Annotated in this window: 25 protein-coding genes; 15 read left to right on the top strand and 10 right to left on the bottom strand. The window is 70.9% G+C overall.

Going from position 1 to position 23,607, the window contains the following annotated elements:
- Positions 1–26: 26 nt before the first annotated feature.
- Complete coding sequence (locus ACIG5F_RS25010; RefSeq protein WP_396521302.1) at positions 27–239, bottom strand: hypothetical protein; 213 nt, start codon at positions 237–239, stop codon at positions 27–29.
- Between the two features lie 81 nt (positions 240–320).
- On the opposite strand from ACIG5F_RS25010, the gene ACIG5F_RS25015 reads away from it, so the two are divergent.
- Positions 321–926: a TetR/AcrR family transcriptional regulator gene (locus ACIG5F_RS25015; protein ID WP_396521304.1), complete on the top strand. Its 606-nt coding sequence runs from the start codon at positions 321–323 to the stop codon at positions 924–926.
- 57 nt (positions 927–983) lie between these two features.
- Here the strand turns inward: ACIG5F_RS25015 and ACIG5F_RS25020 are convergent, their stop codons facing one another.
- On the bottom strand, positions 984–2,780 hold the full coding sequence (locus ACIG5F_RS25020) for an FAD/NAD(P)-binding protein (RefSeq protein ID WP_396521306.1): 1,797 nt from the start codon (positions 2,778–2,780) through the stop codon (positions 984–986).
- A gap of 121 nt (positions 2,781–2,901) precedes the next feature.
- Between ACIG5F_RS25020 and ACIG5F_RS25025 the strand changes: the two genes are divergently transcribed.
- A complete protein-coding gene (locus ACIG5F_RS25025; protein ID WP_396521308.1) occupies positions 2,902–3,996 on the top strand; it encodes an LLM class flavin-dependent oxidoreductase in 1,095 nt (364 codons plus the stop codon).
- Complete coding sequence (locus ACIG5F_RS25030; protein WP_396521310.1) at positions 3,993–4,469, top strand: GNAT family N-acetyltransferase; 477 nt, start codon at positions 3,993–3,995, stop codon at positions 4,467–4,469. Before ACIG5F_RS25025 ends, ACIG5F_RS25030 begins: the two co-directional genes overlap by 4 nt.
- On the opposite strand, the gene ACIG5F_RS25035 is transcribed toward ACIG5F_RS25030, so the two are convergent.
- The 3 genes from ACIG5F_RS25035 to ACIG5F_RS25045 are packed head-to-tail and all read right to left on the bottom strand — an operon-like array spanning position 4,457 to position 6,576.
- Entirely contained in the window at positions 4,457–4,810 is a 354-nt protein-coding gene (locus ACIG5F_RS25035) for a hypothetical protein (RefSeq protein ID WP_396521312.1), read from the bottom strand. The two genes, ACIG5F_RS25030 and ACIG5F_RS25035, sit on opposite strands and share 13 nt — an antisense overlap.
- A gap of 23 nt (positions 4,811–4,833) precedes the next feature.
- A complete protein-coding gene (locus tag ACIG5F_RS25040) occupies positions 4,834–5,622 on the bottom strand; it encodes a slipin family protein (RefSeq protein ID WP_396521313.1) in 789 nt (262 codons plus the stop codon).
- A gap of 30 nt (positions 5,623–5,652) precedes the next feature.
- Positions 5,653–6,576 (bottom strand): alpha/beta fold hydrolase, encoded by a 924-nt coding sequence (locus tag ACIG5F_RS25045; protein WP_396521315.1) that lies wholly within the window; start codon positions 6,574–6,576, stop codon positions 5,653–5,655.
- Positions 6,577–6,680: 104 nt separating this feature from the next.
- Here ACIG5F_RS25045 and ACIG5F_RS25050 point away from each other — a divergent pair, with 104 nt between their 5' ends.
- Positions 6,681–7,451, top strand: coding sequence for a crotonase/enoyl-CoA hydratase family protein (locus ACIG5F_RS25050; RefSeq protein ID WP_396521317.1), 771 nt, complete (start codon positions 6,681–6,683; stop codon positions 7,449–7,451).
- Between the two features lie 3 nt (positions 7,452–7,454).
- Here ACIG5F_RS25050 and ACIG5F_RS25055 read toward each other — a convergent pair whose 3' ends face one another.
- Both ACIG5F_RS25055 and ACIG5F_RS25060 read right to left on the bottom strand, forming a co-directional pair.
- Entirely contained in the window at positions 7,455–7,976 is a 522-nt protein-coding gene (locus ACIG5F_RS25055; protein WP_396521319.1) for a hypothetical protein, read from the bottom strand.
- A gap of 216 nt (positions 7,977–8,192) precedes the next feature.
- Positions 8,193–9,668, bottom strand: a complete 1,476-nt coding sequence (locus ACIG5F_RS25060) for a glycoside hydrolase family 3 protein (protein WP_396521321.1) — start codon at positions 9,666–9,668, stop codon at positions 8,193–8,195.
- A gap of 112 nt (positions 9,669–9,780) precedes the next feature.
- Here ACIG5F_RS25060 and ACIG5F_RS25065 point away from each other — a divergent pair, with 112 nt between their 5' ends.
- Complete coding sequence (locus ACIG5F_RS25065; protein ID WP_396521322.1) at positions 9,781–10,722, top strand: tat pathway signal sequence; 942 nt, start codon at positions 9,781–9,783, stop codon at positions 10,720–10,722.
- 94 nt (positions 10,723–10,816) lie between these two features.
- Positions 10,817–12,424 (top strand): GMC oxidoreductase, encoded by a 1,608-nt coding sequence (locus ACIG5F_RS25070; RefSeq protein WP_396521324.1) that lies wholly within the window; start codon positions 10,817–10,819, stop codon positions 12,422–12,424.
- A gap of 201 nt (positions 12,425–12,625) precedes the next feature.
- Here ACIG5F_RS25070 and ACIG5F_RS25075 read toward each other — a convergent pair whose 3' ends face one another.
- The 3 genes from ACIG5F_RS25075 to ACIG5F_RS25085 are packed head-to-tail and all read right to left on the bottom strand — an operon-like array spanning position 12,626 to position 15,709.
- On the bottom strand, positions 12,626–13,579 hold the full coding sequence (locus ACIG5F_RS25075) for a LysR family transcriptional regulator (protein ID WP_396521326.1): 954 nt from the start codon (positions 13,577–13,579) through the stop codon (positions 12,626–12,628).
- Between the two features lie 13 nt (positions 13,580–13,592).
- Positions 13,593–15,110, bottom strand: coding sequence for an MFS transporter (locus ACIG5F_RS25080; RefSeq protein ID WP_396521328.1), 1,518 nt, complete (start codon positions 15,108–15,110; stop codon positions 13,593–13,595).
- Positions 15,107–15,709 (bottom strand): flavodoxin family protein, encoded by a 603-nt coding sequence (locus tag ACIG5F_RS25085; protein ID WP_396521330.1) that lies wholly within the window; start codon positions 15,707–15,709, stop codon positions 15,107–15,109. The genes ACIG5F_RS25080 and ACIG5F_RS25085 overlap by 4 nt, the downstream gene beginning before the upstream one ends.
- 323 nt (positions 15,710–16,032) lie before the next feature.
- On the opposite strand from ACIG5F_RS25085, the gene ACIG5F_RS25090 reads away from it, so the two are divergent.
- Genes ACIG5F_RS25090 through ACIG5F_RS25130 form a run of 9 tightly spaced genes read left to right on the top strand, consistent with a single transcriptional unit; the run spans position 16,033 to position 23,605 of the window.
- Entirely contained in the window at positions 16,033–16,836 is an 804-nt protein-coding gene (locus ACIG5F_RS25090) for a 2-amino-3,7-dideoxy-D-threo-hept-6-ulosonate synthase (protein ID WP_396521332.1), read from the top strand.
- Complete coding sequence (locus ACIG5F_RS25095) at positions 16,833–17,915, top strand: 3-dehydroquinate synthase II family protein (protein ID WP_396521334.1); 1,083 nt, start codon at positions 16,833–16,835, stop codon at positions 17,913–17,915. The genes ACIG5F_RS25090 and ACIG5F_RS25095 overlap by 4 nt, the downstream gene beginning before the upstream one ends.
- A 1-nt stretch (position 17,916) precedes the next feature.
- Positions 17,917–19,281: a class I adenylate-forming enzyme family protein gene (locus tag ACIG5F_RS25100; RefSeq protein ID WP_396521336.1), complete on the top strand. Its 1,365-nt coding sequence runs from the start codon at positions 17,917–17,919 to the stop codon at positions 19,279–19,281.
- A 29-nt stretch (positions 19,282–19,310) separates the two neighbouring features.
- Positions 19,311–19,586 (top strand): acyl carrier protein, encoded by a 276-nt coding sequence (locus ACIG5F_RS25105; RefSeq protein WP_396521338.1) that lies wholly within the window; start codon positions 19,311–19,313, stop codon positions 19,584–19,586.
- Positions 19,583–19,813, top strand: a complete 231-nt coding sequence (locus ACIG5F_RS25110) for a hypothetical protein (RefSeq protein ID WP_396521339.1) — start codon at positions 19,583–19,585, stop codon at positions 19,811–19,813. The genes ACIG5F_RS25105 and ACIG5F_RS25110 overlap by 4 nt, the downstream gene beginning before the upstream one ends.
- Positions 19,810–20,928 (top strand): beta-ketoacyl-[acyl-carrier-protein] synthase family protein, encoded by a 1,119-nt coding sequence (locus ACIG5F_RS25115; RefSeq protein WP_396521341.1) that lies wholly within the window; start codon positions 19,810–19,812, stop codon positions 20,926–20,928. Before ACIG5F_RS25110 ends, ACIG5F_RS25115 begins: the two co-directional genes overlap by 4 nt.
- Positions 20,925–21,425, top strand: a complete 501-nt coding sequence (locus tag ACIG5F_RS25120) for a hypothetical protein (RefSeq protein WP_396521343.1) — start codon at positions 20,925–20,927, stop codon at positions 21,423–21,425. The genes ACIG5F_RS25115 and ACIG5F_RS25120 overlap by 4 nt, the downstream gene beginning before the upstream one ends.
- A 13-nt stretch (positions 21,426–21,438) precedes the next feature.
- Positions 21,439–23,106 carry a class I adenylate-forming enzyme family protein gene (locus tag ACIG5F_RS25125; protein WP_396521345.1) on the top strand — a complete coding sequence of 556 codons (1,668 nt, stop codon included), beginning with the start codon at positions 21,439–21,441 and terminating at the stop codon, positions 23,104–23,106.
- Between the two features lies 1 nt (position 23,107).
- The gene (locus ACIG5F_RS25130; protein WP_396521347.1) at positions 23,108–23,605 is read left to right on the top strand and encodes a hypothetical protein; all 498 of its coding nucleotides are present in this window, start codon (positions 23,108–23,110) and stop codon (positions 23,603–23,605) included.
- The last annotated feature ends 2 nt before the right edge of the window (positions 23,606–23,607 follow it).

The following is a 23,607-nucleotide window of genomic DNA, read 5'->3' on the forward strand; positions in this document are numbered from 1 at the left end:
GCGGTATGTCGACCAGTGGAGGCACGTCACGCCCGGACCCGCCACACGATCATCGCCCAGATCAGCAGCGCCGCCCCGACCCCGCCGACGGTCAGCTCGGTCCACTCCGGCGCGCCGGCCGCCCGCAGCAGGCCGGCCACGCCGAAGCTGCTGTGCCAGACGGCGTCGGTGATCGCCGAGCCGATGCCCTGCACGAACAGGATCAGGCCGACGGTGATCCGGACGCCCTGTGCGGTCATGATCATTCCCCCTAGGTTTCGATGCGCTTGCATCGGAACCCTAGCACCGTTCCGATGCAAGCGCATCGGTACACTGCCGGCATGCCCAGACACGTGGACCACGACGGCCGGCGGCGCGAGATCGCCGACGCGGTGTGCGCGCTGATCAGCTGGCGGGGTCTGGAAGGGGTGACGCTGCGCGAGGTGGCCGGGCACGCCGGCGTGTCGATGGGGGCCGTGCAGCGCTGCTTCCGCACCAAGGCGGAGATGCTGCTGTTCGCGCAGGAACACGTGAACCGCACGGCGACCGAGCGGGCCCGAGCACGGATCGAGGCGGCCGCGGAACCGGGCTCGGTGGCCACGATGCTGGCCGAGACGCTGGCCGCGCTGGTCGCCGTGGACGACCCGGACCTGACCGGCGCCCGGGTGTGGATCGCCTTCACCGCGCAGGCGGTGGTCGAACCGGCGCTGGCCGCCGCCCAGCAGTGGCACCACGCCGGACTGGTCGACCTGCTCACCGTCCTGCTGCGGACGGGACAGGACCGGGGGGAGATCCGGCCCGACATCGAGGTCGACCGCGAGGTGGACACCATGATCACCCTCGCCGACGGGTTGACCGTGCAGGTGCTGCTCGGCCGGCACACGCGGGAGTCGGCGATCGCGGCCATCCGCGCCCACGCCGGGCACCTCCGGCTCGGCCGGCCCTGACCGCTTGGAAGGGGGCTTTCCTCCACTCCGAGTGTAGGAAAGCCCCCTTCCAAGCGGTTAATCCAAGCGGAGGGTGGCTAGGAGGGCGCGGGCGGTGGCGTCGTTCTGGCGGAAGGCGGGGGCGTTGGTGCGGGGCCGGGCGAAGGCGGGGACGGCGCGTTCGGAGGAGTAGTAGCCGACGCCGAAGCGGCGGGGGTGGGGTTGGCCGGTCGCGGTGATGACGCGGCCGTCGGGGGCGATGCGGAGCAGGCCGGTTGGCACGGAGAAGTCGCCGTCGACCAGGACTTCCTCGACGCCGCCGAGGCCCCGCAGCAGGTCGGAGGCGCTGTCGGCGACCGACGGCTTGGGCTGGTAGGCCTCGACGAGCGCGGTGGCGGTGACGGTCTCGGAGCCGGAGCCGCCGGCACGGAAGACGCCGTCCTCGGCCCGCACCCACATGTCGGGACCGAGGAAGCGGACGATGCCGGCGTCGTGCAGGGCGAGCAGCTGCCGGAGGCGGTCGTCGGGCGGCCCGCTGGCCATGAAGCTGAAGAACCCGTGCCACCAGCCGTCGAGGTCGCGCACCTGGGACACGGGCCGCAGCGACTTGAGCGTGCCGAGCTGCCCGTAGCTGGACAGCAGTCCGAAGAACGCCCCGAGGTCGGCGCTGAACCGGTCGTCGGTCCGCCGCGCGATGTCGGCGGCGATGTAGTCGCGCAGCAGGGCGGGGCTGAACTCCAGGCCCTTCAGCGGGCGGTCCAAGCGTTCGAAGTCGATACGGTCGTCGGCCGACGGCACGGCCCGGCGGATCAGGGAGTCGAGGATGGGGCTGCCCCACGGCAGCGGCGCGAACCAGCGATCGAAGTCGACCCAGTCCATCCGCACCCGGTCGGGGTGCCCGTTGAACAGCTCGTGGTAGTACGCCCAGGCGACTTCCTTGGCCACCAAGGGCCACACGTCGGCGAAGAAGTCGGAGCCCGGCGGCAGGGCGGCGACGACGTCGGGGGTGAAGAACCGGGGCAGCGGCGGGCGGTCGGCGAGCAGGCGGTAGGTGGTCTTGGAGTGGTACGGCACGCCACGCCGCGAACCGACGTGCAGCACCGGCTCCCGGCCCGAGGGGAGGTACCGGTCGTCGACGAAGCGGCCGCCGCGGCCCTCGGTCAGCAGCACCATCAGGTCGATGAACGACAGCCCGAACCCGCGCATCACCACGTCCTCGCCGGGCCGGATCGCCGAGAGGTCGGCGTCGGCGGCGTAGTGCGGCGGCACGTAACGAAGATCGTGCTCGGCCGCGTACCGGGCCAGCTTCTGCTCGGCCTCGGTCAGCGCCGAGTCCAGGTGCCCCAGGGCCAGCACGACGATGTCGGCGACCAGGGTCTCGCCGTCGGCCAGCGGAATCACCTGCCGGCCGTCGGGGCCGTCCTCCACGCGCAACGCCGTCGTCCGGTGCACGGTGACCGAGACGGTGTCCGGCAGCTGCTTGACCACGGTGTCGAAAACCCATTCCAGGTAACGACTCTGGAGCTGTCGGCTGGGGAAACTGGTCCCGGCTATGGCGCGCGCCTGCGCGGTCAGCTCCGGGTCGTCGAGGCCGGCGGCCCGCGACTGCTCGGCCCACTCGAACAGCGACGGCCCGGGGCGGATCGGGCCCTCGCACACGACGCTGTCGTCGGTGAACATGGTGACGTCCTCGGCCATGGAGTTCATCCGCAGCAGCGGGGACTGCTCGTGCCGCCACACCCGGCCGGCGCCCGGCGGGTGCGGGTCGACGAAGTGGATGTCCAGCGCCTGCGGGAACTCCGGCAGGTTGGCGGAGATCCGCTCCAACAGGCCGGTGGCCCGCGGCCCGGCGCCGACAAACACCAGCGTGCTCACGAATCCAGCGTAGCCAGCGCCGCCGGTCCGTCCCAGCAACTGGGAAGTCCGACGCCGATCGTGGAAATGGGTTGGACTGGCAGGGACTTCGATCTCCGGCGAATCAGGGGGACTTCCCGCCATGCCTGTTGAGTTCCTGGGAATCGGCGGCACCAACGACGGCTCCGAGACCGCCGCCCGCAGCGGCGCGGCCTTCGACAAGGACTACACCCTGCGACTGGCCCGGGCCCACGAGGAGCACGGCTGGGACCGGGTGCTGTTCGCGTACGGCTCGGGTTCGCCGGATCCGGCCCAGGTGGCCGCGTTCGTGGCCGGCCGGCTGGACAAGCTGCAGATCCTGTTGGCCCACCGGCCGAACGTGTCGTACCCGACCTATGCCGCGAAAACCTTCGCCACCCTGGACCAGATCTCCGACGGCCGGCTGACCGTGCATTTCATCACCGGCGGCACCGACCACGAGCAGCAGCGCGAGGGCGACTATCTGGCCAAGGACGACCGGTATTCCCGGACCCGGGAATACATCCAGATCGTCAAGCAGGCCTGGACGTCTCGCACGCCGTTCGACCACGACGGCCAGCACTACCGGTTCGCCGACTTCGTCAGCGACGTCTTCCCGGCCCAGCAGCCGCGGCCCAAGGTCTCCTTCGGCGGCTCATCGCCCGCCGCCTACGCGGCCGGCGGCGCGGAGGCCGACATCTACGCGCTGTGGGGCGAGCCGCTGGCCGAGACGGCCGGGCAGATCGAGTCCGTGCACGCCGCGGCCCGGGCCGCCGGCCGGACCGACCTGCCGCGCATCCAGGTCGCCTTTCGTCCGATCATCGCGCCGACCGAGGAACTGGCCTGGGAGAAGGCGTATCGCACGGTCGACCGGATCACCGCCCGCACCGCCAACGGCCCGCTGACCCGGCGGCACTCGCTGACCAACCCGGAGAACGCGGGCTCGCAGCGGCTGCTGGCGGTGGCCGAGCGGGGCGAGCGGCACGACCGTGCACTGTGGACGCCCACGGCCGCGGCGACCGGCGGGGCCGGCAATTCCACCGCCCTGGTCGGCACGCCGGAGACGGTGGCCCAGGCGCTGCTGGACTACTACGACCTCGGTGTGACGATCCTGTCGGCCCGCGGTTACGACATGGTGAACGACACCATCGACTTCGGCCGGCACGTGATCCCGATCGTGCGTGAGGAAGTGGCCAAGCGGGACCGGGAAGCGGCGTGAAGTTCGTCTACACCAAGCCGTCCGACCCGGCGGCGCGACCGCTGTTCCGCGAGCTGGAGCACGAGTACAGCACCCGCTACGGGCGCGTCACCGTGCTGTCCAGCTATCCCAACCACGAGTTCGAGGAAGCCCACGGCGGCGCGTTCCTGCTGCTCTACGACGGCGACGAACCGGTGGCCGGCGGCGCTTTCCGGCGCTACGACGAGCACACCGCCGAGCTGAAGCGGATCTGGACCAGTTCCGGGCACCGCCGGCGCGGCCTGGGACTGCTCGTGGTCGAGGAGCTGGAACAGGAAGCGGCCCGCCGCGGCTACACCCGGATCTACCTCACCACCGGCCCGCGCCAGCCCGAGGCCCGCGGGCTCTACCTGCGGGCCGGCTACCGGCCGCTGTTCGACGTCGACGCCGATCCGGCCACCCTGACCGAACCGCTGCCGTTCGAGAAACCGTTGGCGGACAGTCAGGTGCTGTGAGCCACCACGGCCGCTTCCGCCGGCACGGGGTCGCGCCGCGCGGGGATCAGCAGCGCGCGGCGGGCCGCCGTGGCCCGCAGCACGTGCTGGCCGGCGACCAGCAGCATGCGCGCCTCGGCGAACTCCTCGTGGTCGGCGTGGTCGACGGCGGCGCGCAGCAGGCTCGGCGCGTCGCCGATGTCGTCCACCTCGGCGAATACGCAGGCCGACAGGGCCGCGGACAGGCCGGGGCAGACCCGGGCCGGCTCCGGCCGGGCCGAGAGCAGTTCGGTCAGGGCGGCGTCCACCGCGCTACGCAGGCCCGCGACCGTATCGAGGGGTCGAGCTGGGAATGCCGTCACGCCAACCAATGTTAGTCCGCCTTTCAAGTGGCGTCGCCGTGATCGACGACGCGCTCGCCCGTGGCCCGGTCGAGGAAGCGCAGCAGCTCCACCGGGAAGGGCAGCACCAGAGTCGAGTTCTTCTCAGCTGCCACCTCGACCACCGTCTCCAGCAGCCGCAGTTGCAGCGCGGCCGGCGTGTCCGACATGGTCGCGGCCGCCTCGGCCAGCTTGTGCGAGGCCTGCAGCTCGCCGTCCGCGGAGATGACGCGGGCCCGCCGTTCCCGCTCCGCCTCGGCCTGCCGGGACATCGAGCGCTTCATCGTCTCCGGCAGCGCGACGTCCTTGATCTCCACGCGGTCGATGTGCACGCCCCAGCCGAGGGCCGGGCTGTCGATCATCAGCTCCAGGCCCTCGTTGAGCCGTTCCCGGTTGGACAGCAGGTCGTCCAGCTCGCTCTTGCCGATGATGGAGCGCAGTGAGGTCTGCGCCACCTGGGACACCGCGAACTGGTAGTCCTGCACCGCCACGATCGCCTTGACCGGGTCCACCACGGCGAAGTAGACGACGGCGTCGACGCGGACGGTGACGTTGTCCCGGGTGATGCCGTCCTGGGCCGGCACCGGCATGCACACGATCTGCTGGCTCACCTTGGTCATCCGGTCCACCGCCGGCACCAGCATGGTCAGCCCGGGGCCGCGCGGGGCCTCGCGCACCCGGCCCAGGCGGAACACCACGCCCCGCTCGTACTGCTTGACCACCCGCGCGCTGCTGGCCAGCCCGACAACGCCGATGCCGAGCAGGCTGACCAGCAGATCGAGGAAGAGGCCCATCAAAAACCGAGGCTACGCCCGGACATCGATTCAGAGCCCCTTGAGGAACTCCACCAGCGCCGCGTTGACCTCATCCGGCCGCTCCTGCTGCGTCCAGTGGCCGCAGCCCTCCAGGTCCACCACGCCACGCAGGTTCGGCGCGAGCTCGGGCAGCTTCTCGATGAAGTCCGGCGCCCCGAAGGTGCGGACCAGGTCCCGGGTGCCGGTGAAGTACAGCGACGGCGGCGTGATCCGCGCGCCTTCCCACGCGGCGGTCAGCTCCCAGTTCCGGTTGATGTTGCGGTACCAGTTGAGGCCGCCGGTGAAGCCGTTGCGCGCGTACTGCTCGGCGAACGCGTCGATGTCGGCCTCGGTCAGCCAGGACGGCAGCTTCTCCGGGCGGGGCATGGCGCTGAGGAAGCCGCCGCCCTCCACCCGGGCCTTGGCCGGCTCGGCGTCGCCGGAGGCGGCGACCAGGAAGCGGCGGAAGGTGTCCTTGAGGTCGGCGGCCAGCTCGGCGTCGGCGACGCCGGGCTCCTGGAAGTAGATCTGGTAGAAGTCCTTGCCGAAGCGCTTCTCCAGCAGGTCCAGCGGGCGGGCCGGGGCCCGGCGAGTGGGCGGCACGCTCAGGCCGGCGACGCCGCGGATGATGTCGGGCCGCAGCAGCGCGGTGTTCCAGGCGACGGGGGCGCCCCAGTCGTGGCCGACGACCACGGCCTCCCGCTCGCCGAGGGCGTGGATCAGGCCGATCACGTCGCCGACCAGGTGCAGGATCGTGTACTGGTCGATGGCCTCGGGCTGGTCGGTGCCGGCGTAGCCGCGCTGGTCCGGGGCGACGACGTGGAAGCCGGCGTCGGCCAGCGGCTGGAATTGGTGCCGCCAGGAGTACCAGCTCTCGGGGAAGCCGTGCAGCAGCAGGACCAGCGGTCCCGTGCCCTGTTCGGCGATGTGCATGGTGAGACCGTTGACGCTCACTTCGCGATGATTGACCACCCGGCCAGTATGCCGGCCCTTGCGGAACTCGACCGTCTCGGGTTGAGTAGTGAGTCTCAAAGTGAAACTCAGCTGGGAGGGTTCCGATGTCGGTCACCGTGCAACGCCGCGAGCACCTGCTGCTGATCGGGCTGGACCGGGTGGACAAGCGCAACTCGTTCACCACGGACATGCTGGCCGAGCTGGCCGCCGCCTACGGCGAGCTGGAGCGGGACCCCGACGCTCGGGTCGGCGTGCTGTTCGCGCACGGCGACCACTTCACCGCCGGCCTCGACCTCGCCCAGGTCGCGCCCACCCTCACCGGCTCCGGCCTCACCTACCCCGAGGGCTCCATCGACCCGTGGGGCATCCGCGGTCCCGCGCGCACCAAGCCCGTGGTCGCCGCCGCCCAGGGCTGGTGCCTGACCCTGGGCATCGAGCTGCTGCTCGCCTCCGACATCCGCATCGCCGCCGAGGGCACCCGCTTCGCGCAGATCGAGATCCAGCGCGGCATCTACCCGTTCGGTGGGGCCACCGTCCGACTGCCGCAGGTCGCCGGCTGGGGCAACGCCATGCGCTGGCTGCTCACCGGCGACGAGTTCGACGCCGCCGAGGCCTACCGCATCGGTCTCGTCCAGGAGGTCGTGCCCGCCGGGCAGCAGCTCGACCGTGCCATCGAGCTCGCCGGCCGCGTCGCCGCCCAGGCCCCGCTCGGCGTCCGCGCGACCCTCGCCTCCTCGCGGGCGTCCCTCGACGACCCCTCCGCCGCCCTCTCCCGCCTCGCCCCCGACCTCCAGCCGCTGCTGTCCAGCGCCGATGCCGCCGAGGGCGTGCAGTCGTTCATCGAACGCCGCAAAGCCGTCTTCACCGGCAAGTAGCCGCTAGCTGGCCGGGAACCAGGTCATCTCGGGCAGCTGCTGGTCGCAGCTCTCGGGATCGGTCCGCTGGTAGTCGCCCCAGCCGCGAATGCACAGCTGGTTGTACTCGGACTTCCACTTGTAGCCGGCGGTCGCGTCCCCGGTGACCGACCAGACCAGCCGCGGGTTGGTGGTCGAGCAGTCGAGCATCGCGATGTCGTCGAGCAGATTGATCGCCGCGCACCCGTTCACGCCCTGGCTGAGCAGGAAACGGTTGTCGCCGATCTGGGTCGTGGTCCACGACTGGTAGTTGTCCCAGGCCGCCCCGCAGGTGTTCGTCACCACCGGCTCGATCGTGCCGATGGCGGGTGACATCGGGACGGCGAAGCCGGGGTCGTAGCGGTGGCTCAGGCACGTGGTCGGGTACTTCCCGTTGTGCCACTTCGTGGTGGAGCCCCACGGCGTCGCCGCGTGTGCGGTGGCCGGGACGGTCGCCGCCAGTGCCAGGGCGGCCACCGCGACGCCGATGCTCTTGAGGATTCGCATCTCCCCACGGTGGCCGCGCGGAGATCAAGGCGGCAACGGCGGTCGGCCGTCGCCGCCTCAAGAGGCAGCCACCCGGGAATGTCCCCGGCGATCCACACCGGCCATTCCGGGCCAGGATTCGCGCATGCAAATGCCACATGTGGCGCACATTCGACTCCCAGCGCCACATGTGGCGAAAAACGGGGGAGGGGGGAGGGGGAGATGGCCGGGCGAGGGTCAGCCGGCCAGGACTTCGGCGGCCGCTTGGCCGGTGACGAGGGTGGCGCCGTGGGTGGCGAGGTGGAAGGCGCCGCGGGTGGGGCCGTCGGGCAGGCCCATCTCGACGACGCCGGCGTCGGGGCGGGCGGCGAGGACCTGGTCGAGGGCGGTGCTCATCCACGGGTGCCGGTGGGCGTCCCGGACGACGAGCACGAGGGGACGGCCGGCGGCGGGGGCGAGGTCGACGGCGGCGTCGGCTGGGGTGAAGACGGCGACGGTGGTGCCGGGCATGAGCTCGGCGAGGGGAGCGCCCAGGCCCCAAGGCGTGGAGCTGTCGACGGCCTGGTTCATCTGGGGCCGGAACTCGACGACGTGCGGGGCGGCGGCCAGCGGCAGGGACCGTTCGCCGGGGGCGACGGTGACGCGGATGGCCCGGCGGGCGGCCTCGAGGCCGATGCCGGGGTCGGTGGCGGAGTCGTCGGTGACGGTGCCGACCCACGACGCCAGGGCGGCGACCCGGCCGGCGGCCTCGCGCAGCCGCTCCTCGGGCAGCTCACCGGAGACGACGGCGTCGACGAGGGCATCCCGAAGGGCGGTGGCGGTGTCCTCGTCGCACAGCCCGCCGCCGACGCACAGCGCGTCGGCCCCGGCGGCGATCGCCAGCACGGCGGCCCCGGTCAGGCCCCAGCGGTCGGAGACGGCCTTCATCTCCAGGGCGTCGGTGACCAGCAAGCCGTCGAAGCCGAGTTCGGTGCGCAGCAGGTCGACGAGGATGCGCCGGGACAGCGTGGCCGGCAGCTCGGTGTCGTAGGCGGGGACCATCAGGTGCCCGCACATCACGGCCTTGACGCCGGCGTCGAAGGCGGCGCGGAACGGTGGCAGCGCGACGCGGGCCATCTCCTCGGCGGAGGCGGCGATCTCGGGCAGGGCGAGGTGGGAGTCGACGCCGGTGTCGCCGTGCCCGGGGAAGTGCTTGACGCACGCGGCGACGCCGGCCGACTGCAGGCCACGGATCCAGGCGGCGGTCTGCCGGGCCACCAGCTCGGGGTCGGAGCCGAAGGAGCGCACGCCGATGACCGGGTTGTCGGGGTTGGAGTTGACGTCCCCGCTCGGCGCGTAGTTGAGGTTGACGCCGGCGGCGGCCAGGTCCAGACCGAGACCGCGGGCGAGTTCGGTGGTCAGCGCGGCGTCGTCGACCACGCCGAGGGCGAGGTTGCCGGGCCGGGTGCTGCCGGTGGCGAACTCGAGCCGGGTGACGTCGCCGGCCTCCTCGTCGATGGCCACGAGCACGTCGGGCCGGTGCTGGCGCAGCTGGGCGGTCAGCTCGGCGACCTGTTCGGGGGAGGCGATGTTGCGGGAGAACAACACCGCGCCGCCCAGCCCCTCGTCCAGCCGGCGGCGCAGCCAGTCCGGCGCGGTGACGCCGGCGAAACCGGGCTGGAGCACGGCATCGGCCAGGCGGAGCAGCTCCGGGCTGCGTTGTGCGACGGTCACCGGTCCTCGCCTCCAGGTTGACACTTATTGGACTAGACCAATATTGGGCAGGCTGCCACAGTGTGCCCGGCCCGTCAACAGCCGTCGGCGCCGGGCCCATTAGCCTGCATACGTGATCCGAACGGCCGCGCGCGCCGGCGCGCTCCTGGTTGCTGCCCTTGTCCTCGGCGGGTGCGGCGACGCGGGCGTGCCCGAGTCCGCGCTGCCGCCGATGACCGCGAGCATGCAGGATCTGTCCACCGCGCAGCAGCCGGCCACCACCACCGCCAGCACCACCACGACGACGAGCGCCGCGCCGACCTGTTCCGCGCCGGGCACGGACTTCGACTGCGACCTGCGCCACCGCATCCAGGCCGTGCAGGACTACATCGCCAAGCGGCCCGGCACCGTCGGCATCGTGCTGCGGGACCGGCAGACCGGGCAGGTGTGGCGCAACGACAAGGCCGACACCCTGGTCTGGACCGCCTCCACGATCAAGCTGGCCATGACGGTCAACCTCTTCCTGCGGGACAAGGCCGGCCAGATCACGTTGTCCGCCGGGGACCGCGACCTGATCCACCGCATGCTCAACAGCTCCGACGACAAGGCCGCGGACACGCTCTGGTTCTCCTACGCCGGGCCCGACCACATGACGTTCAACAACGCCTTCACCACCTACGGCATGACCTCGTTGCAGCCGCAGAAGGGTTTCAGCAACTTCTATCCCTACTGGGGATTCCAGAAGTGCACGCCGGACGACCTGGACGCGCTGATCAACTACGTGCTGGTGAAGATGCCGGCCGACCTGCGCGACTACATCGTCGGGCAGTTGCGGGCGGTCGCGCCGGACCAGCAGTGGGGCGTGTGGGCGGCCGGCCCGGCGGCCCAGCCCGGCAACAAGGACGGCTGGTCGCTGGAGCAGGGCGGCTGGGTGATGAACACCGTCGGCTTCGTCGGGCCGGACGCCCGCTACACGTTGTCGGTGATGAACAGCCTCAACGGCCAGGGCGGCTACAACGAGGGCCAGGAAACGGACAACCAGGTCGCGAAGATCCTTTTCGGTGGCCGGTTCTGAAACACGTTCTTGATCAATAAACGACCGTAAACGGCAGTATTTTCATACATTCGGCCGCGTTGGTGAAACGTGTTCTAGGTTCATCATGTGACGCATGCGCACGACAATGATGTCTCGCAGGCGGATGCTCGGGCTGACCATGCTCGGCGCCGCCACCGCTGTCGGCGCGACCGTGGTCGCGCCCCGGGCCGCACGCGCGGCGACCAGCACTTATGTTCCGGCCGTTGTGGTCGGGAGCGGCTACGGCGCCTCGGTGACGGCCCTGCGGCTCGGCGTCGCCGGCGTGACGACCCTGATGGTGGAAATGGGCCAGCTCTGGAACACGCCCGGCGCGGACGGAAACGTGTTCTGCACCATGGTCAATCCCGATCAGCGGTCCATGTGGTTCAAGACGATGACCGAGGCCCCGCTGGACACCCTGCTCTGGCTGCCGGTGATCAACAAGCCGATCAGCTCCTACGCCGGCGTGCTGGACCGGGTCGACTTCCCCAACATGAAGGTCTACTGCGGCCGCGGCGTCGGCGGCGGCTCCCTGGTCAACGGGGGCATGGCCGTCACCCCGACCCGCGACTCCTTCGCCGACATCCTGCCCGGGGTGGACGCCGACGAGATGTACGGCACGTACTACCCGCTGGCCAACCAGATGCTCGGCGTGAACAGCGTGGACCAGAACTGGTGGAACACCACCGACTGCTACCAGTTCGCCCGGGTCGGCCGGGACGACGCGGCCAAGGCCGGCTTCGCCACCTCCTTCGTGCCCAACGTGTACGACTTCAACTACATGGAGCAGGAGGCGCTGGGCCAGGTGCCCAAGTCGGCACTGAACTGCGAGGTCATCTACGGCAACAACCACGGCAAACGCAGCCTGGACAAGAGCTACGTGCCGGCCGCGCTGGGCACCGGCCACGTCACCCTCAAGACCCTGACCAAGGTCACCGCCATCGGCCGCAACGCCGATGGCACCTACGCGGTGAACATGTCCACAGTGGACACCCTTGGCAACACCACGTCCTCCCAGACGGTGAACTGCAAGTACCTGTTCCTGGCCGCCGGCTGCCTCGGCACCATGCAACTGTTGTTACAGGCCAGGGACACCGGCGCGCTGCCGGCGATCGGCGCGCAGTTCGGCCGGAACTGGGGCCCCAACGGCAACATCATGACCGCCCGGGCCAACTGGAAGGCCACCGGCTCGGTCCAGGCCGGCATGCCCACGCTGGGCATCGACGCCCGCAACCAGGCGGTGCCGGTGTTCGCCGAGATCGCCCCGATGCCGGCCAACTTCGAGCTCTACATCAGCCTCTACCTGGCCATCACCAAGAGCCCCGAGCGCGGCTCCTTCAGCTACGACCCGACCAGCGGGCAGGCCAGGCTGGCCTGGGGCCCCACCCAGAAGGACTTCGCCGAGAACGCCGCCCGCACCCTGTTCGACAAGGTCAACGCGGCCAACGGCACCATCTACCGGTACGACCTGTTCAGCGGCAACCGGGCCTTCGGCGACGACTTCACCTACCACCCGCTGGGCGGCGCGGTCCTGGGCTCCGCCACGGACATGTACGGCCGCGTCCCCGGCTATCCCGGCCTGTACGTCAACGACGCCTCGCTGATCCCGGGCTGGACCGGGGTCAACCCGTTCGTCACCATCACGGCCCTGGCCGAGCGCAACATGGCCCGCCTCATCCCCGCCGACTCGATCACCAACTGATCCCACCCACCCCCCCACCGCCCCCACCCCGCCCCAAGATCAAGGGACCGATCCTCTCGTTGAACGTCATGAAGGGCCCCTTCACAACGTTCAACGTCAGGAAGGGCCCCTTCATGACGTTGAACGTCAGTATGGGGCCCTTCATGACACCCCCCAACGCCAGGAACGGGCCTTTCCTGGCGTCGAGGGGTGGGGGTGGGGTCAGGAGTTGGGGTGGGACTCCCACCACGCGGCGTACACGGGGTGGTCGTGCACCAGGGTCTGGTAGCGCTTGACCACCTTGGCGTGCACCAGGTCGGCCAGGCCGGCCACGGCCGAGCTGGGTCGCCAGACCAGCTGCATGGTGCGCTGCAACGGGTTTCCCACCAGCGGGCGTAACACCATGCCGGGAACCGTGACGGCGCTGGGGTAGAACGCGGCGATGGCGTGTCCACATCGGACCATCATCGCCGCGGTCGCCATGTCCGCGCCGCGGTGCCGGCAGCGCGGCGTGAAGCCGGCCTCCTCGCAGGCCAGCCGCAGCGCGGTGGTCAGCCCGGACAGCTTCTCGTTGGGCAGCACCCAGTCCTCGTCGGCCAGGTCGGCCAGCCGCAGGGCCATCCGGTCGGCCAGCCGGTGCGAGGCCGACAGTCCGATGTAGGCGGTCTCGTTGACCAGGTTGCGGGTGCGCAGCCCGGTCGGCACGGTGATCGGCACCGACGGCTGCTGCCCGCACACGGCGACGTCGAACTCGGACGCCTCCAGGATCTCGTTGATGGTCTCGGGAGTGTGGGCGATCTGGGTGACCTGCTCGCGGTCGGGCAGCAGCTCGCGCACGGCGCCGGCCAGCATCGGGGTGATCGGGCCGAGCGGGCCGATCACCCGGATCGCCGCCGCCGGCTCGTCCCGCACGGCCAGCACCTTGGCGCTCTCCACCAGGTCGTCGAACTGGGCCAGCACGTCCCGGGCCCGCGCCACGACGTGCTCACCCAGCTCGGTGAGCGCGACGCCGCTGGTGGTGCGGCGGAACAGCGCGCCGCCGAGTTCCTGCTCGATCCGCTGCACCTGCGCGGTCAGGCCGGACTGGGCGATCCGCAGCTGGGTGGCCGCCCGGCTGATGCTGCCGGCGTCCGCCACCGACCGGATCACCTGGAGATGCCGCAACTCGACCTGCATGGTTTTGTTCCCCTTAGTCGGTTCTGCCACCCAGACACACGGCGATGAGGACCAGCCCGCTCAGCCCCAGGACGGCGCTGGCGCCGGCGGTGATCCGCATCGCATGGACAAACGCGGAGGTGGCGGCCTCCGCGAGGTCGGGCCGGCCGGCCGCGCGGGCGACGGCCAGCGCCGCTTGTGTGGAGCCGAGGGCCTGTCGGGCCTGGTCGTCGGACAGGCCGGACAACGCCGGCCGCAGCCCGGACCGGTACCAGGCGCTGAGAATCGTGCTGCCGACGGCGGTGCCGAGCGTGCCGCCGAACTGCCGCAGCCCGGACGTGACCGCGGAGCCGGCGCCGCTGCGGTCGGCCGGCAGGTCGTCCATCGCGGCGCTGGTCGCCGGCACCACCACGGTGCCCATGGCGAATCCCTGCACCAGCATCATCAGTCCAAAAAGGACAACGGGGGTACGGGCGTCGAACACCAGATAGCACGTCAACGTGCCGATGGCGACGATCATCCCGGCCGATGCCACCGCCCGCACGGAGAACCGCCGCACCAGCGCCGGGGCCAGGAGGTTGCCGGCGAGAATGCCGACCGCCGTCGGGGCGATGGCCAGCCCCGCGCCGAACGGGCTCAGCCCCAGCACGTCCTGGAGATAGAAGGACGCGTAGAAGAGCTGCCCGGTGATGCCGAAGAACGCCACCGTCAGCACCAGCCCGCCGCCGGCGAACCGCCGTCGCAGGAACAACCGGACGTCAAAACTCGGGGCGCGGGACCGGCTCTGCTGCACGGCGAACGCCGCGAGCAGGACAACGCCGGCGACCAGCGGGACCAGCGCCGACGGCGAGTCCCAGCCGACGTCGCCGCCGATCTGGATCACGCCGTAGACCAGTCCGAGCAGGCCGCCGAACGACAGCGCCAGACCCGGCCAGTCCAGCGGCCGCTGCTGGTCGACGTGCAGCCGCGGCACCCACAAAGCCAGTCCCACCAGGCAGATCGCCGTCACGGGCACGTTGAGCAGGAACACCGAGCCCCACCACAGCCGGCTCAGCAGCAGCCCTCCGACGATCGGACCGATCGCGATGCCGACCGCCGAGGCCGATGCCCAGATCGCCACCGCCTTCGGCCGCCGCGCCGGCTCCGAGGCCCGCAGCGCCACCGACAGCGTTGCCGGTGTGATCAGCGCCGCACCCACGCCCATGCCGCCGCGGCACAGCACGAGTTCCAGCGGTGTCACGGAAAACGCCGCCAGCGCGGACGTGACCATGAACACCGCCAGACCGGCGCCCAGCGCCCAGCGGGGCCCGAACCGGTCGGCCAGCGCGCCGCCGGCGAACATCGCCGCCGCGTACACCACGGTGTAGGCGCTGATCGCCCAGGCGAGCTCGCCGACCCCGGCGCCGAGCCCGGCCACCGGGTCGGCCAGCGTCTTCACGGCCAGGTTGAGCACCGAGCTGTCCATCGCCGCCACCGTCTGCGCGAGCACGGCGACGCCCAGCACGGCCGCCCAGATGCGCGGCCGCACAACGGGATCGGCGCTGACGGTCACCGCACCGGGGCCAGCGCCGCGCGGCCGGCCACGAAGATCGTCGCCTGCTCGGCCACGCGTCGGCCCAGGTGTTCGGCGGTCTCCAGATCGGACCGGTGGGCGTCGTCGGGCCGGGCGCCCAGTAGCGACTGCGCCGCCGCGCCGTCGTGGAAGCCAAGCCGGTTGATGTCGTGTTCGCTGCCCCGCAAGGAGTTCCAGCCCGACTTCAGGCCCAGGTTGACCCAGGTCATGCCGTGCTGGGCGGCCAGCGTCTGGAGGTAGCGCAGGGTCGAGGACTTGTCCCCGTGCTTGTCGCCGGAGTTGGTGAAGCCGGCGGCCAGCTTGTCCAGCCAGGTCTGGCGCAGGAAGCGCTTGGACGTGCTCTCGGCGAACTGGTGGAAGGCGGCCGAGGCGGTGCCCATGTAGGTGGGCGCGCCGAACACGATGGCGTGCGCGCCGTCCAGGGCGGCCCAGCCGGCCTCGTCGATCGTGTCCACGCTGACCAGCGTCGATTCGCAGCCGCTCACCGATGACGCGCCCGCGTGCACGGCGCCCGCAAATCTGGCGGTGTGCCCACTGCCTCCGTGGAAGGCCACCGCCAGCTTGACGGAAATTGCCACGATCGACTCCGATCATGTGAAGAATACGTGGACCGGCGAACCGTGCCGGCTCGCGCCCAGTCATGTTAGCGAGGCCCGGCAAGGTCAACCATAGGCCGTCTGCCTGGGCGTACATCCCACGTGTTGACACTTGACCAACTGCGCCGACCGCTCATAGCAGAGCATCTTCAAAGTCTCATCAGAGTTCTCCCGCGCGGTCATCGGAACAATCTCTGGCGGTGGACATAACTGCGAAGTTATCGCGAGGTGTTAGTTGTCCGGCCGTTCTTTCGGCGTCAATCATTCAATCGATCCCCGATCCGTATGAACAGGAGGTGCGCACCGTGGCCGATCCCGGGAAGGCGTTCCGCACCCGGCGCCTGTCGCGCGCCGGGGACGGCCGGCACCTGTTCGTCCCGCTGGACCACAGCGTGTCCGACGGACCCGTGGTGCCCAACGAGGACTGGGACGAGCTGATCCGGGCCGTCGTGCTCGGCGGGGCCGACGCCATCATCGTCCACAAAGGACGGATGCGGGCCATCGACCCGAGCCTGCTCGAGGACTGCGCGCTGGTCGTGCACCTGTCCGCCGGCACGTCGCACGCGGCCGACCAGCACGCCAAGGTGCTCGTCGGCGACGTCGAGGACGCGCTGCGGCTGGGCGCGGACGCGGTCAGCGTGCACGTCAACATCGGCTCCGACACCGAGGCCAAGCAGCTGGCCGACCTGGGCACGGTGGCCGGACAGTGCCACGCCTGGAACGTGCCGCTGATCGCCATGGCCTATGCCCGCGGGCCCCGCATGGCCAGCTCCTTCGACCCGACCGTGCTGTCCCACGTGGTGAACATCGCCGCCGATCTCGGGGCCGACCTGGTCAAGACGTCGATGGCGCTGCCGGCCGAGCGGATGGCCGAGGTGACCGCCAGCTGCCCGATCCCGGTCCTGGTGGCCGGCGGCCCCGCCGCCGAGGCCGACCCGGACGGCGACGGCCTGGTCGACTACGCCCGCGCCGCGCTCGACGCCGGTTGCGCCGGCCTGGCCGTGGGCCGCCGGATCTTCACCTCCCCGACTCCCCGTTCCCTGATGAACAAGCTCGCCGCCGTGCTGCACCCCGCCCAGGCCGCCGCCCGACTTCTGGAGACAGCGTGAAATTCGCTTGGATCGACCTGCGCACCGTCCCGCCGCAGCAGCTGGAGGCCGTGGTCGCGGCCGCGGTGCACGCCCGGATCGCCGGCGTGGTCTCGGACGATCCGGCCCAGCTGGCCACGCTGCCGCCGACCGTGCGGAAGGTGTTGCTCGGCAACGAAACCGGTGACGCCGACTTGGTCACCGTGAATGTGGACGACGCCGACCAGTTGGACCGGCTGATCGCCACCGGGCACACCGGCTCGGTGTTCGTGGAGGTGCGCGACGACCGCACGCTGCGGCTGGCCTGCACCGCGGCGGCCAGGCTGCCGTGGACGATCGTCAGCTTCACCGACCCGACCAAGATCCCGCTGGAGATCGTGATCGCCGCGGCCGACGCCGCCGACGGCAAGCTGATCTGCGTGGTCGGCGACATCGAGGAAGCCACCATCGTGCTGGACGTCCTGGAGCACGGCTCGGACGGCCTGCTGCTCGCGCCCCGCGACGCCAACGAGGTGTTCCAGCTGTCGCGGCTGCTGGAGGCCGGCACCCAGGACCTCAACCTGAGCACGCTGACCGTGGACCGCATCGAGCACGTCGGCCTGGGCGACCGGGTCTGCGTGGACACCTGCTCGCACTTCGAGCAGGACGAGGGCATCCTGGTCGGCTCCTACTCCTCGGGCTACATCCTGTGCGTCAGCGAGACGCATCCGTTGCCGTACATGCCGACCCGGCCGTTCCGGGTCAACGCCGGCGCGCTGCACTCGTATGTGCTCGGCCCGGACAACCGCACCAACTACCTGTCGGAACTGCACTCCGGCAGCACGGTGCTGGCGGTCAACACCGAGGGCCGGACCCGGCGGGTCGTGGTCGGCCGCGCGAAGCTGGAATCCCGGCCGCTGTTGCAGATCACCGCGCACTCGCAGGACGGCGTCGAGGTGAGCCTGACCGTGCAGGACGACTGGCACGTGCGGGTGCTCGGCCCCGGCCCCAAGGTGCGCAACGTGACCGAGCTGGAGCGGGGCGACGAGCTGCTCGGCTACATCGCCACCGACAAGCGGCACGTCGGCCTGCCGATCGGCGAGTTCTGCAAGGAGAGCTGACATGCGGCTCGTGTCCGACCTGATGGCCACCCATCCCGACGACCTGCCGTACCTCATCGCCGATCACGTTGTCACGCACGGAGAACTGCGCGAGGCGGTGGCGCAGGAGGCGGCGCTGTTCGCCTCCGCGGGCGTGCGCGAGGGCAGCACCGTGGCGTTGCAGGTGCCGCCCAGCTTCACCCAGATCGAGGTCCTGCTGGCCCTGTGGCGCCTGGGCGCGCAGGTGATGTTGGTGGACCACCGGCTCAAGCCGGCCGAGGTCGAGCAGCTGCGGGCGCTGTGCCGGCCGCAGCTGGTGGTCCGCGCCGGCGCGGGCGGCTGGTCCCGGCTGAACTTCCGGTCGCGGCACGAGCTGGTGACGGAGAAGCGGGCCGACGGCCGGCCGGCGAGCACCGCGCACCGGCTGATCCAGTTCAGCTCCGGCTCCACCGGGCGGCCCAAGGTGGTCGGCCGCACCGAGGAGTCGATCACCGCCGAGATCCGCCGGTTCAACCAGCTGGCCGGCATGCCGGCGCTGGGGGAGCGGGTGCTGCTGCTCAGCTCCACCGCGCACAGCTTCGGCCTGATCGCCGGCCTGCTGCACTCGCTGTACGCCGGCGTGGGCGTGGTGTTCTCGCCGCGGGTGGCCGCCGGCGACATCCTGCGGGCGGCCGCCGAGCACGAGGTCAGCGCGATCTTCGGGGTGCCGTTCCACTACGAACTCCTTGCCACCGCTGAGGATCCGCCGCTGCTGGCCTCGCTGCGGTGCGCGGTGTCGGGCGGCGAGCTGATGCCGCCGGCCGTGGCCGAGCGGTTCCACGAGGTGTACGGGGTGCGGGTCGGCGAGTCCTACGGCACCACCGAGACCGGCGTGATCGCCATGGACGTCAGCGGCCGGCTGCGGCCGACCGTCGGCCCGGCCACGCCCGGCATCTCGCTGCGTATCCAGCACGGCGAGGTGGAGGTGCGGCTGCCGGCGTCGCCGTACCTGACCGAGGACGGCCAGGACCGGTACGTGGACGGCTGGCTGCGCACCCGGGACCGGGCCGAGCTGACCGTGGACGGCACGGTCCGGCTGCTCGGCCGGGGCGACTCGCTGGTGGTCATCGGCGGCCTCAAGGTCGACCTGACCGAGATCGAGGACGTGCTGACCCGGCACGGCTCGGTGGCCGAGGCGGTGCTGGTGCACGGCGAGGTCATCGAGGCGTACGTGTCCACTGTGGACGAGAAGCTGGCCGCCGAGGACCTGGTCCGGTGGTGCGCCGAGCACCTGGCCGACTACAAGCTGCCGAAGCTGGTGCGGGTGCTGCCCCGGCTGCCGCGCACCCCCAACGGAAAGCTCATCCGCGACCGCGGCGCGCTGCGGGCCGCGGCCCTGGTCGCCTGAACCGGATTCCCTGAGAGGACAAGACAGACATGACCGCGACGCTGACCGACGCCGACGTGCGCGACTGGGTGCTGGACACCCTCATCGGCGAGATGAACGTGCCGATCGAACGGGACAAGGTCACCGACGACAGCCCGATCGGCACCAGCGGCATCGACCTGGAGTCGCTCAGCCTGGTCGAGCTCACGCTGCGCCTGGAGCGCGAGTACGGGGTGAAGATCCCCGACACCGACATCGAGGCCATCGGCGCGATGACCCTGGGCCAGCTGGCCGCGGACATCGTGCGGCGCAAGGGTGTCCAGTGACTGAGCAGGATGTCCGGGAGCTGCTCGCCGATCCCCGGATCTTTCCGGACCTGCCGGCCGATCTGGCCTCCGACGCCGAGCTGGTGATCGACTCGATGGCCCTGGTGTGGTTGCTGCACCAGGTGAAGGCCCGCTTCGGGGTCGACGCCGACCCCGAGGACGAGGACCTGGACGAGTTCACGTCCGTCGAGCGGATCACCAACTACTTGAATCGGGTCAAGGCGTGACCGGCGGGGTCGTCGTCACCGGGTACGGCGTGTTCACGGCGTTCGGCTGGGGCGAGAAGGCGTTGCGGGACGGGGTGTTCACCGGCATCCAGGTGTTCGCGCCGGCGCGCCGGTTCGATCCCACGCCGTTCCGGACGCCGATGACCGCCGCCGCGGCCGGCGACCCCGAGCTGGACGCGGTGCTCGGCGGCTGCGCCGACGACGCCGTGGACATGGCCGGCCTGTCCCCGGACACGGCCGCCGCGGTGCTGCTGGGCTCGGCCGGCGACTGGAAGTCGGTGACGCGGTTCTCCCGGGGCCAGGAGTACACGCCGGGGCCGGACGTTCCCGGCGTGCTGGCCTCGATGTTGGCCGACCGCATCGGGTTTCGCGGGCCACGGCTGGCGTTCACCAACGCCTGCGTGGCCTCGGCGACGGCGCTGATCCATGGCTGGCGGTTGATCACCGCCGGCCGGCAGGAGGTGGCCCTGTGCGCCGGCGCGTACCTGGTGGAGGAGGAGAACATGGCCAAGTTCGACTCCGGCCGGGCCTTCGCCAAGGACGGCGTGATCCGCCCGTTCTCCAAGGACAGAACCGGATTGCTGCTGGGTGACGGCGTCGCCGCGATCGTGCTGGAGTCCGAGGAGCACGCGGCGCGGCGCGGCGCCACGGTGTTGGCCCGGATGACCGGCTTCGGCGTCGCCTCGGACGCCTACCACATCGCCAAGCCGCATCCCGAGGGCCGGGGCATCACTTCGGCCGTGCGCCAGGCCTTGCGCCGGGCGAGAGTGTCCGATGTGGACTATGTCAACGCGCACGGCACGGGAACCCCGTTGAACGACGGCGCGGAGACCAACGGCCTGCGGACGGCGCTGGGCTCGGACACCCCGATCAGCTCGACCAAGAGCACCACCGGGCACATGCTGGAGGCCTCCGGCGCGGTGGAGTTCGTGGTGTCCCTGCTGGCTTTGCTCGACGGCGTGCTGCCGCCCACGGCCGGGTACACCACCCCGGACCCGGCCTGCGACCTCGACTACGTGACCGAAGGTCCGCGGCGCGCGCCGGTGAATCGGGTGTTGTCGCTCAACGCCGCGTTCGGCGGCATGAACACCGCGATCCTGTTGGAGCGGCCGTGATCACCGTTGCTCGGGCCGAGGCGGCCGGCGAGCTGGAGCCGGTGCCCGGCTTCATCGAGTCCGCCTTCAACCCGCTCGTGTACCACGCCGCGGTGGCATGCCTGCGGGGCCGGGAGTTCGACGGCTCCCGGCTGGCCGTGGTCGTGTCCAGCCTGATCGGCGACGCCACCACCACCGGCCTGGCCAGCCGGCTGCTGGTCGGCGGGCAGGCGCACAACGCCATCCTGTTCATGCAGGCCACCGCCAACGCCGTGCTGGGCTTCCTCAGCCGTGAGCTCGACCTGACCGGGCCGCTGCTCAGCATGTCCACAGTGGACGAGGATCCGCTGGACACCGCCGAGCTGCTGCTCGCCGACCCCGAACTGGACGCCGTGCTGCTGCTCAGCGTGGAGCTGGCCGCCGACGACCGCACCGAAGCCGTCTACCGGCTGCTCGGCCGCACCCCACCGACCACCGACGGCGCGTCAGCGCTCCTGCTGGAAAGGGAACCCCAATGAGGAAAGTGACCTCGTGATCACCAAACAAGAGCGCGCCCGAATCGCCGCCGACACCGAACTCGGCGCCGGCAACGTGCTGCACCGCATCAAGGAGTACGGGCGGCCGCTGGACGAGCCGGTGCTGTGGACCGACGGCACCTGGGCGGCCCCGGACGGCAGCCGGCCCGAGGTGCTGACCCTGGGCCAGCTGTACGAGATCGTCGAGACCTACGCCGGTTTCTACGCCAGCAAGGGCATCAAGCCGCGCGACGTGGTCGGCGTGCTCACCGCCTCCAGCACCGAGTTCGCCATCAACTTCATGGCGGTCAACTCGCTGGGCGCGATTCCCTCCTTCGCCAACGCCAAGCTGCGCCCCGAGATCGCCCGCGAGTACATCCGCCGGCAGGGCGCCTCCGGCGCGGTCACCGACGCCGAACGACACGAAACCCTGGCCTCCGGGGACGACCTGGGCTTCGTGATCACCTCGGCCGATGTCAAGCCCTCGCACCGTGATCACCTGCCGGCCACCGGCTGGCCCTACCGGCACGACAAGACCGACCCGATCATCATCTCGCACTCCTCGGGCACCACCGGCATGCCCAAGGCCGTGCCGCACACCCACGAGACCCTGCTCTACGCCCAGCTGCACCGGCTCAAGCTGTCGGTCGGCGGCTCGATGGGCCGGCTGCTGGTCGCGTTGCCGGGCAACCACAACGCCGCCATGTCGGTGATGATGTTCGGGCTGCTGCTGGGCTCGCCGGTGATGCTGCTGTCCAGCCAGAACGGCCACGACGTGCTCGACGCCGTGCAGAAGTTCAAGCCCACCACGGTGTTCGGCTTCTCCGGCACGTACGCCCAGATGGCCACGGCCGACCTGTCCCGATGGGACACCTCCAGCATCGAGGCCTACTACAACACCGGCGACGCCGCCCACGAGGCCCACATCCGCGTGCTGGTCGGGCTGGGCAGCCACGAGGAGATCGGCCGCGACCTCAAGCCGCACCGGGTGCCCGGCTCGGTGTTCACCGACGGCCTCGGCTCCTCGGAGACCGGCTACTCCATCTTCCACAATGGACACAAGCCGGGCAGCGCCTCGTTCGGCCGCTGCATCGGCAAGCCGATGAGCTTCGCCCAGGCCGCCGTGCTGTCCGAGGACGGCCGGCCGCTGCCGGCCGGGGAGGTCGGGCGGCTGGGCGTCAAGTCCCCGACGCTGACTCCCGGATACTGGAACGACTCCATCACCTGGCACCGGCTGCGACTGGGCGGCTACTGGCTCACCGGCGATCTGGCCACTCAGGACGCCGAGGGTAATTTTTATCACCTGGACCGGGCCCCTGACGCCATTCGGACCCGTCACGGCATCGTTTTCAGCACCCGCACAGAGGAATTGCTGCTGGCCAACCGGCCCGAGCTGGTGGACTGCACCGTCACCGCGATCGTCGAGGACGGGGTGCGGGCCGACTGGGACGGCGACGGGCTCGGCGACGCCTACGTGCTGCTTCAGTTCGCCGGCGCGCAGGACCCGGCCGATGATCTGACCGCGTGGGTCAACGACGTGTTGGCACAGCACGGATTCCCGCCCGTGACAAGGGCCCTGCGCATGGACTACGGCGATGTCACCGTGGGGGTCACCGGTAAGGTGCTCAAGCGCGTGATGCGGGAACGCGCCAAGGAGCTGGTCGCCCGCGCCGAGGGGAAGTGACGTGGGGGCTCCGATGGAGGTGTACCGGCTGTGGTGGCTGCACGACGCCCGCTGGTACCAGGGCGTCGCCAGCCGCTTCGGCCAGGAGGTGGCCAACGAGGTCAACGCCGAGGCGATGCGGTTCGTCGCCGCCCGGGTGGGCAAGCAGGTGGCCCGGGCCCACGGCGAACCGGTGGCGCAGGCCGATTCGGCCACCCTGGCCAAACTGTACGAGCGGTGCGCCGACATCATGTTCCCCAACGAGTTGCGGGACGGCGGCGTGACCGCCCTTGACGACGAGCTGCTGGAACTGACCATGCGGCAGAACTTCGCCGTGGTGATGGTCCGGATGGCCGGCTCGCTCGACGGATACCAGTGTCCCTGCACGGAAATCCACGCCGGCTGGTCCGATGGCCTCGGCGTGGCGCTGACCGAGAACAGGGCGACCGGCTGCCTGCGGTTCGGGGATCCCGAGTGCCGCCTGCTGATGCGGGTCGCCCCCGCCGGAGAGAGGAACTGACC

Source organism: Kutzneria sp. NPDC052558, assembly GCF_044547355.1.
Taxonomy (GTDB): domain Bacteria; phylum Actinomycetota; class Actinomycetes; order Mycobacteriales; family Pseudonocardiaceae; genus Kutzneria.

Bases quoted from the DNA above. Each gene is read 5' to 3' on its own strand.
- ACIG5F_RS25100 (WP_396521336.1), top strand. From the start codon at position 17,917: ATGCGGCTCGTGTCCGACCTGATGGCCACCCATCCCGACGACCTGCCG.
- ACIG5F_RS25040 (WP_396521313.1), bottom strand. From the start codon at position 5,622: ATGGGCCTCTTCCTCGATCTGCTGGTCAGCCTGCTCGGCATCGGCGTT.
- ACIG5F_RS25010 (WP_396521302.1), bottom strand. From the start codon at position 239: ATGACCGCACAGGGCGTCCGGATCACCGTCGGCCTGATCCTGTTCGTG.
- ACIG5F_RS25015 (WP_396521304.1), top strand. From the start codon at position 321: ATGCCCAGACACGTGGACCACGACGGCCGGCGGCGCGAGATCGCCGAC.
- ACIG5F_RS25050 (WP_396521317.1), top strand. From the start codon at position 6,681: ATGTCGGTCACCGTGCAACGCCGCGAGCACCTGCTGCTGATCGGGCTG.
- ACIG5F_RS25105 (WP_396521338.1), top strand. From the start codon at position 19,311: ATGACCGCGACGCTGACCGACGCCGACGTGCGCGACTGGGTGCTGGAC.
- ACIG5F_RS25075 (WP_396521326.1), bottom strand. From the start codon at position 13,579: ATGCAGGTCGAGTTGCGGCATCTCCAGGTGATCCGGTCGGTGGCGGAC.
- ACIG5F_RS25025 (WP_396521308.1), top strand. From the start codon at position 2,902: ATGCCTGTTGAGTTCCTGGGAATCGGCGGCACCAACGACGGCTCCGAG.
- ACIG5F_RS25070 (WP_396521324.1), top strand. From the start codon at position 10,817: ATGCGCACGACAATGATGTCTCGCAGGCGGATGCTCGGGCTGACCATG.
- ACIG5F_RS25055 (WP_396521319.1), bottom strand. From the start codon at position 7,976: ATGCGAATCCTCAAGAGCATCGGCGTCGCGGTGGCCGCCCTGGCACTG.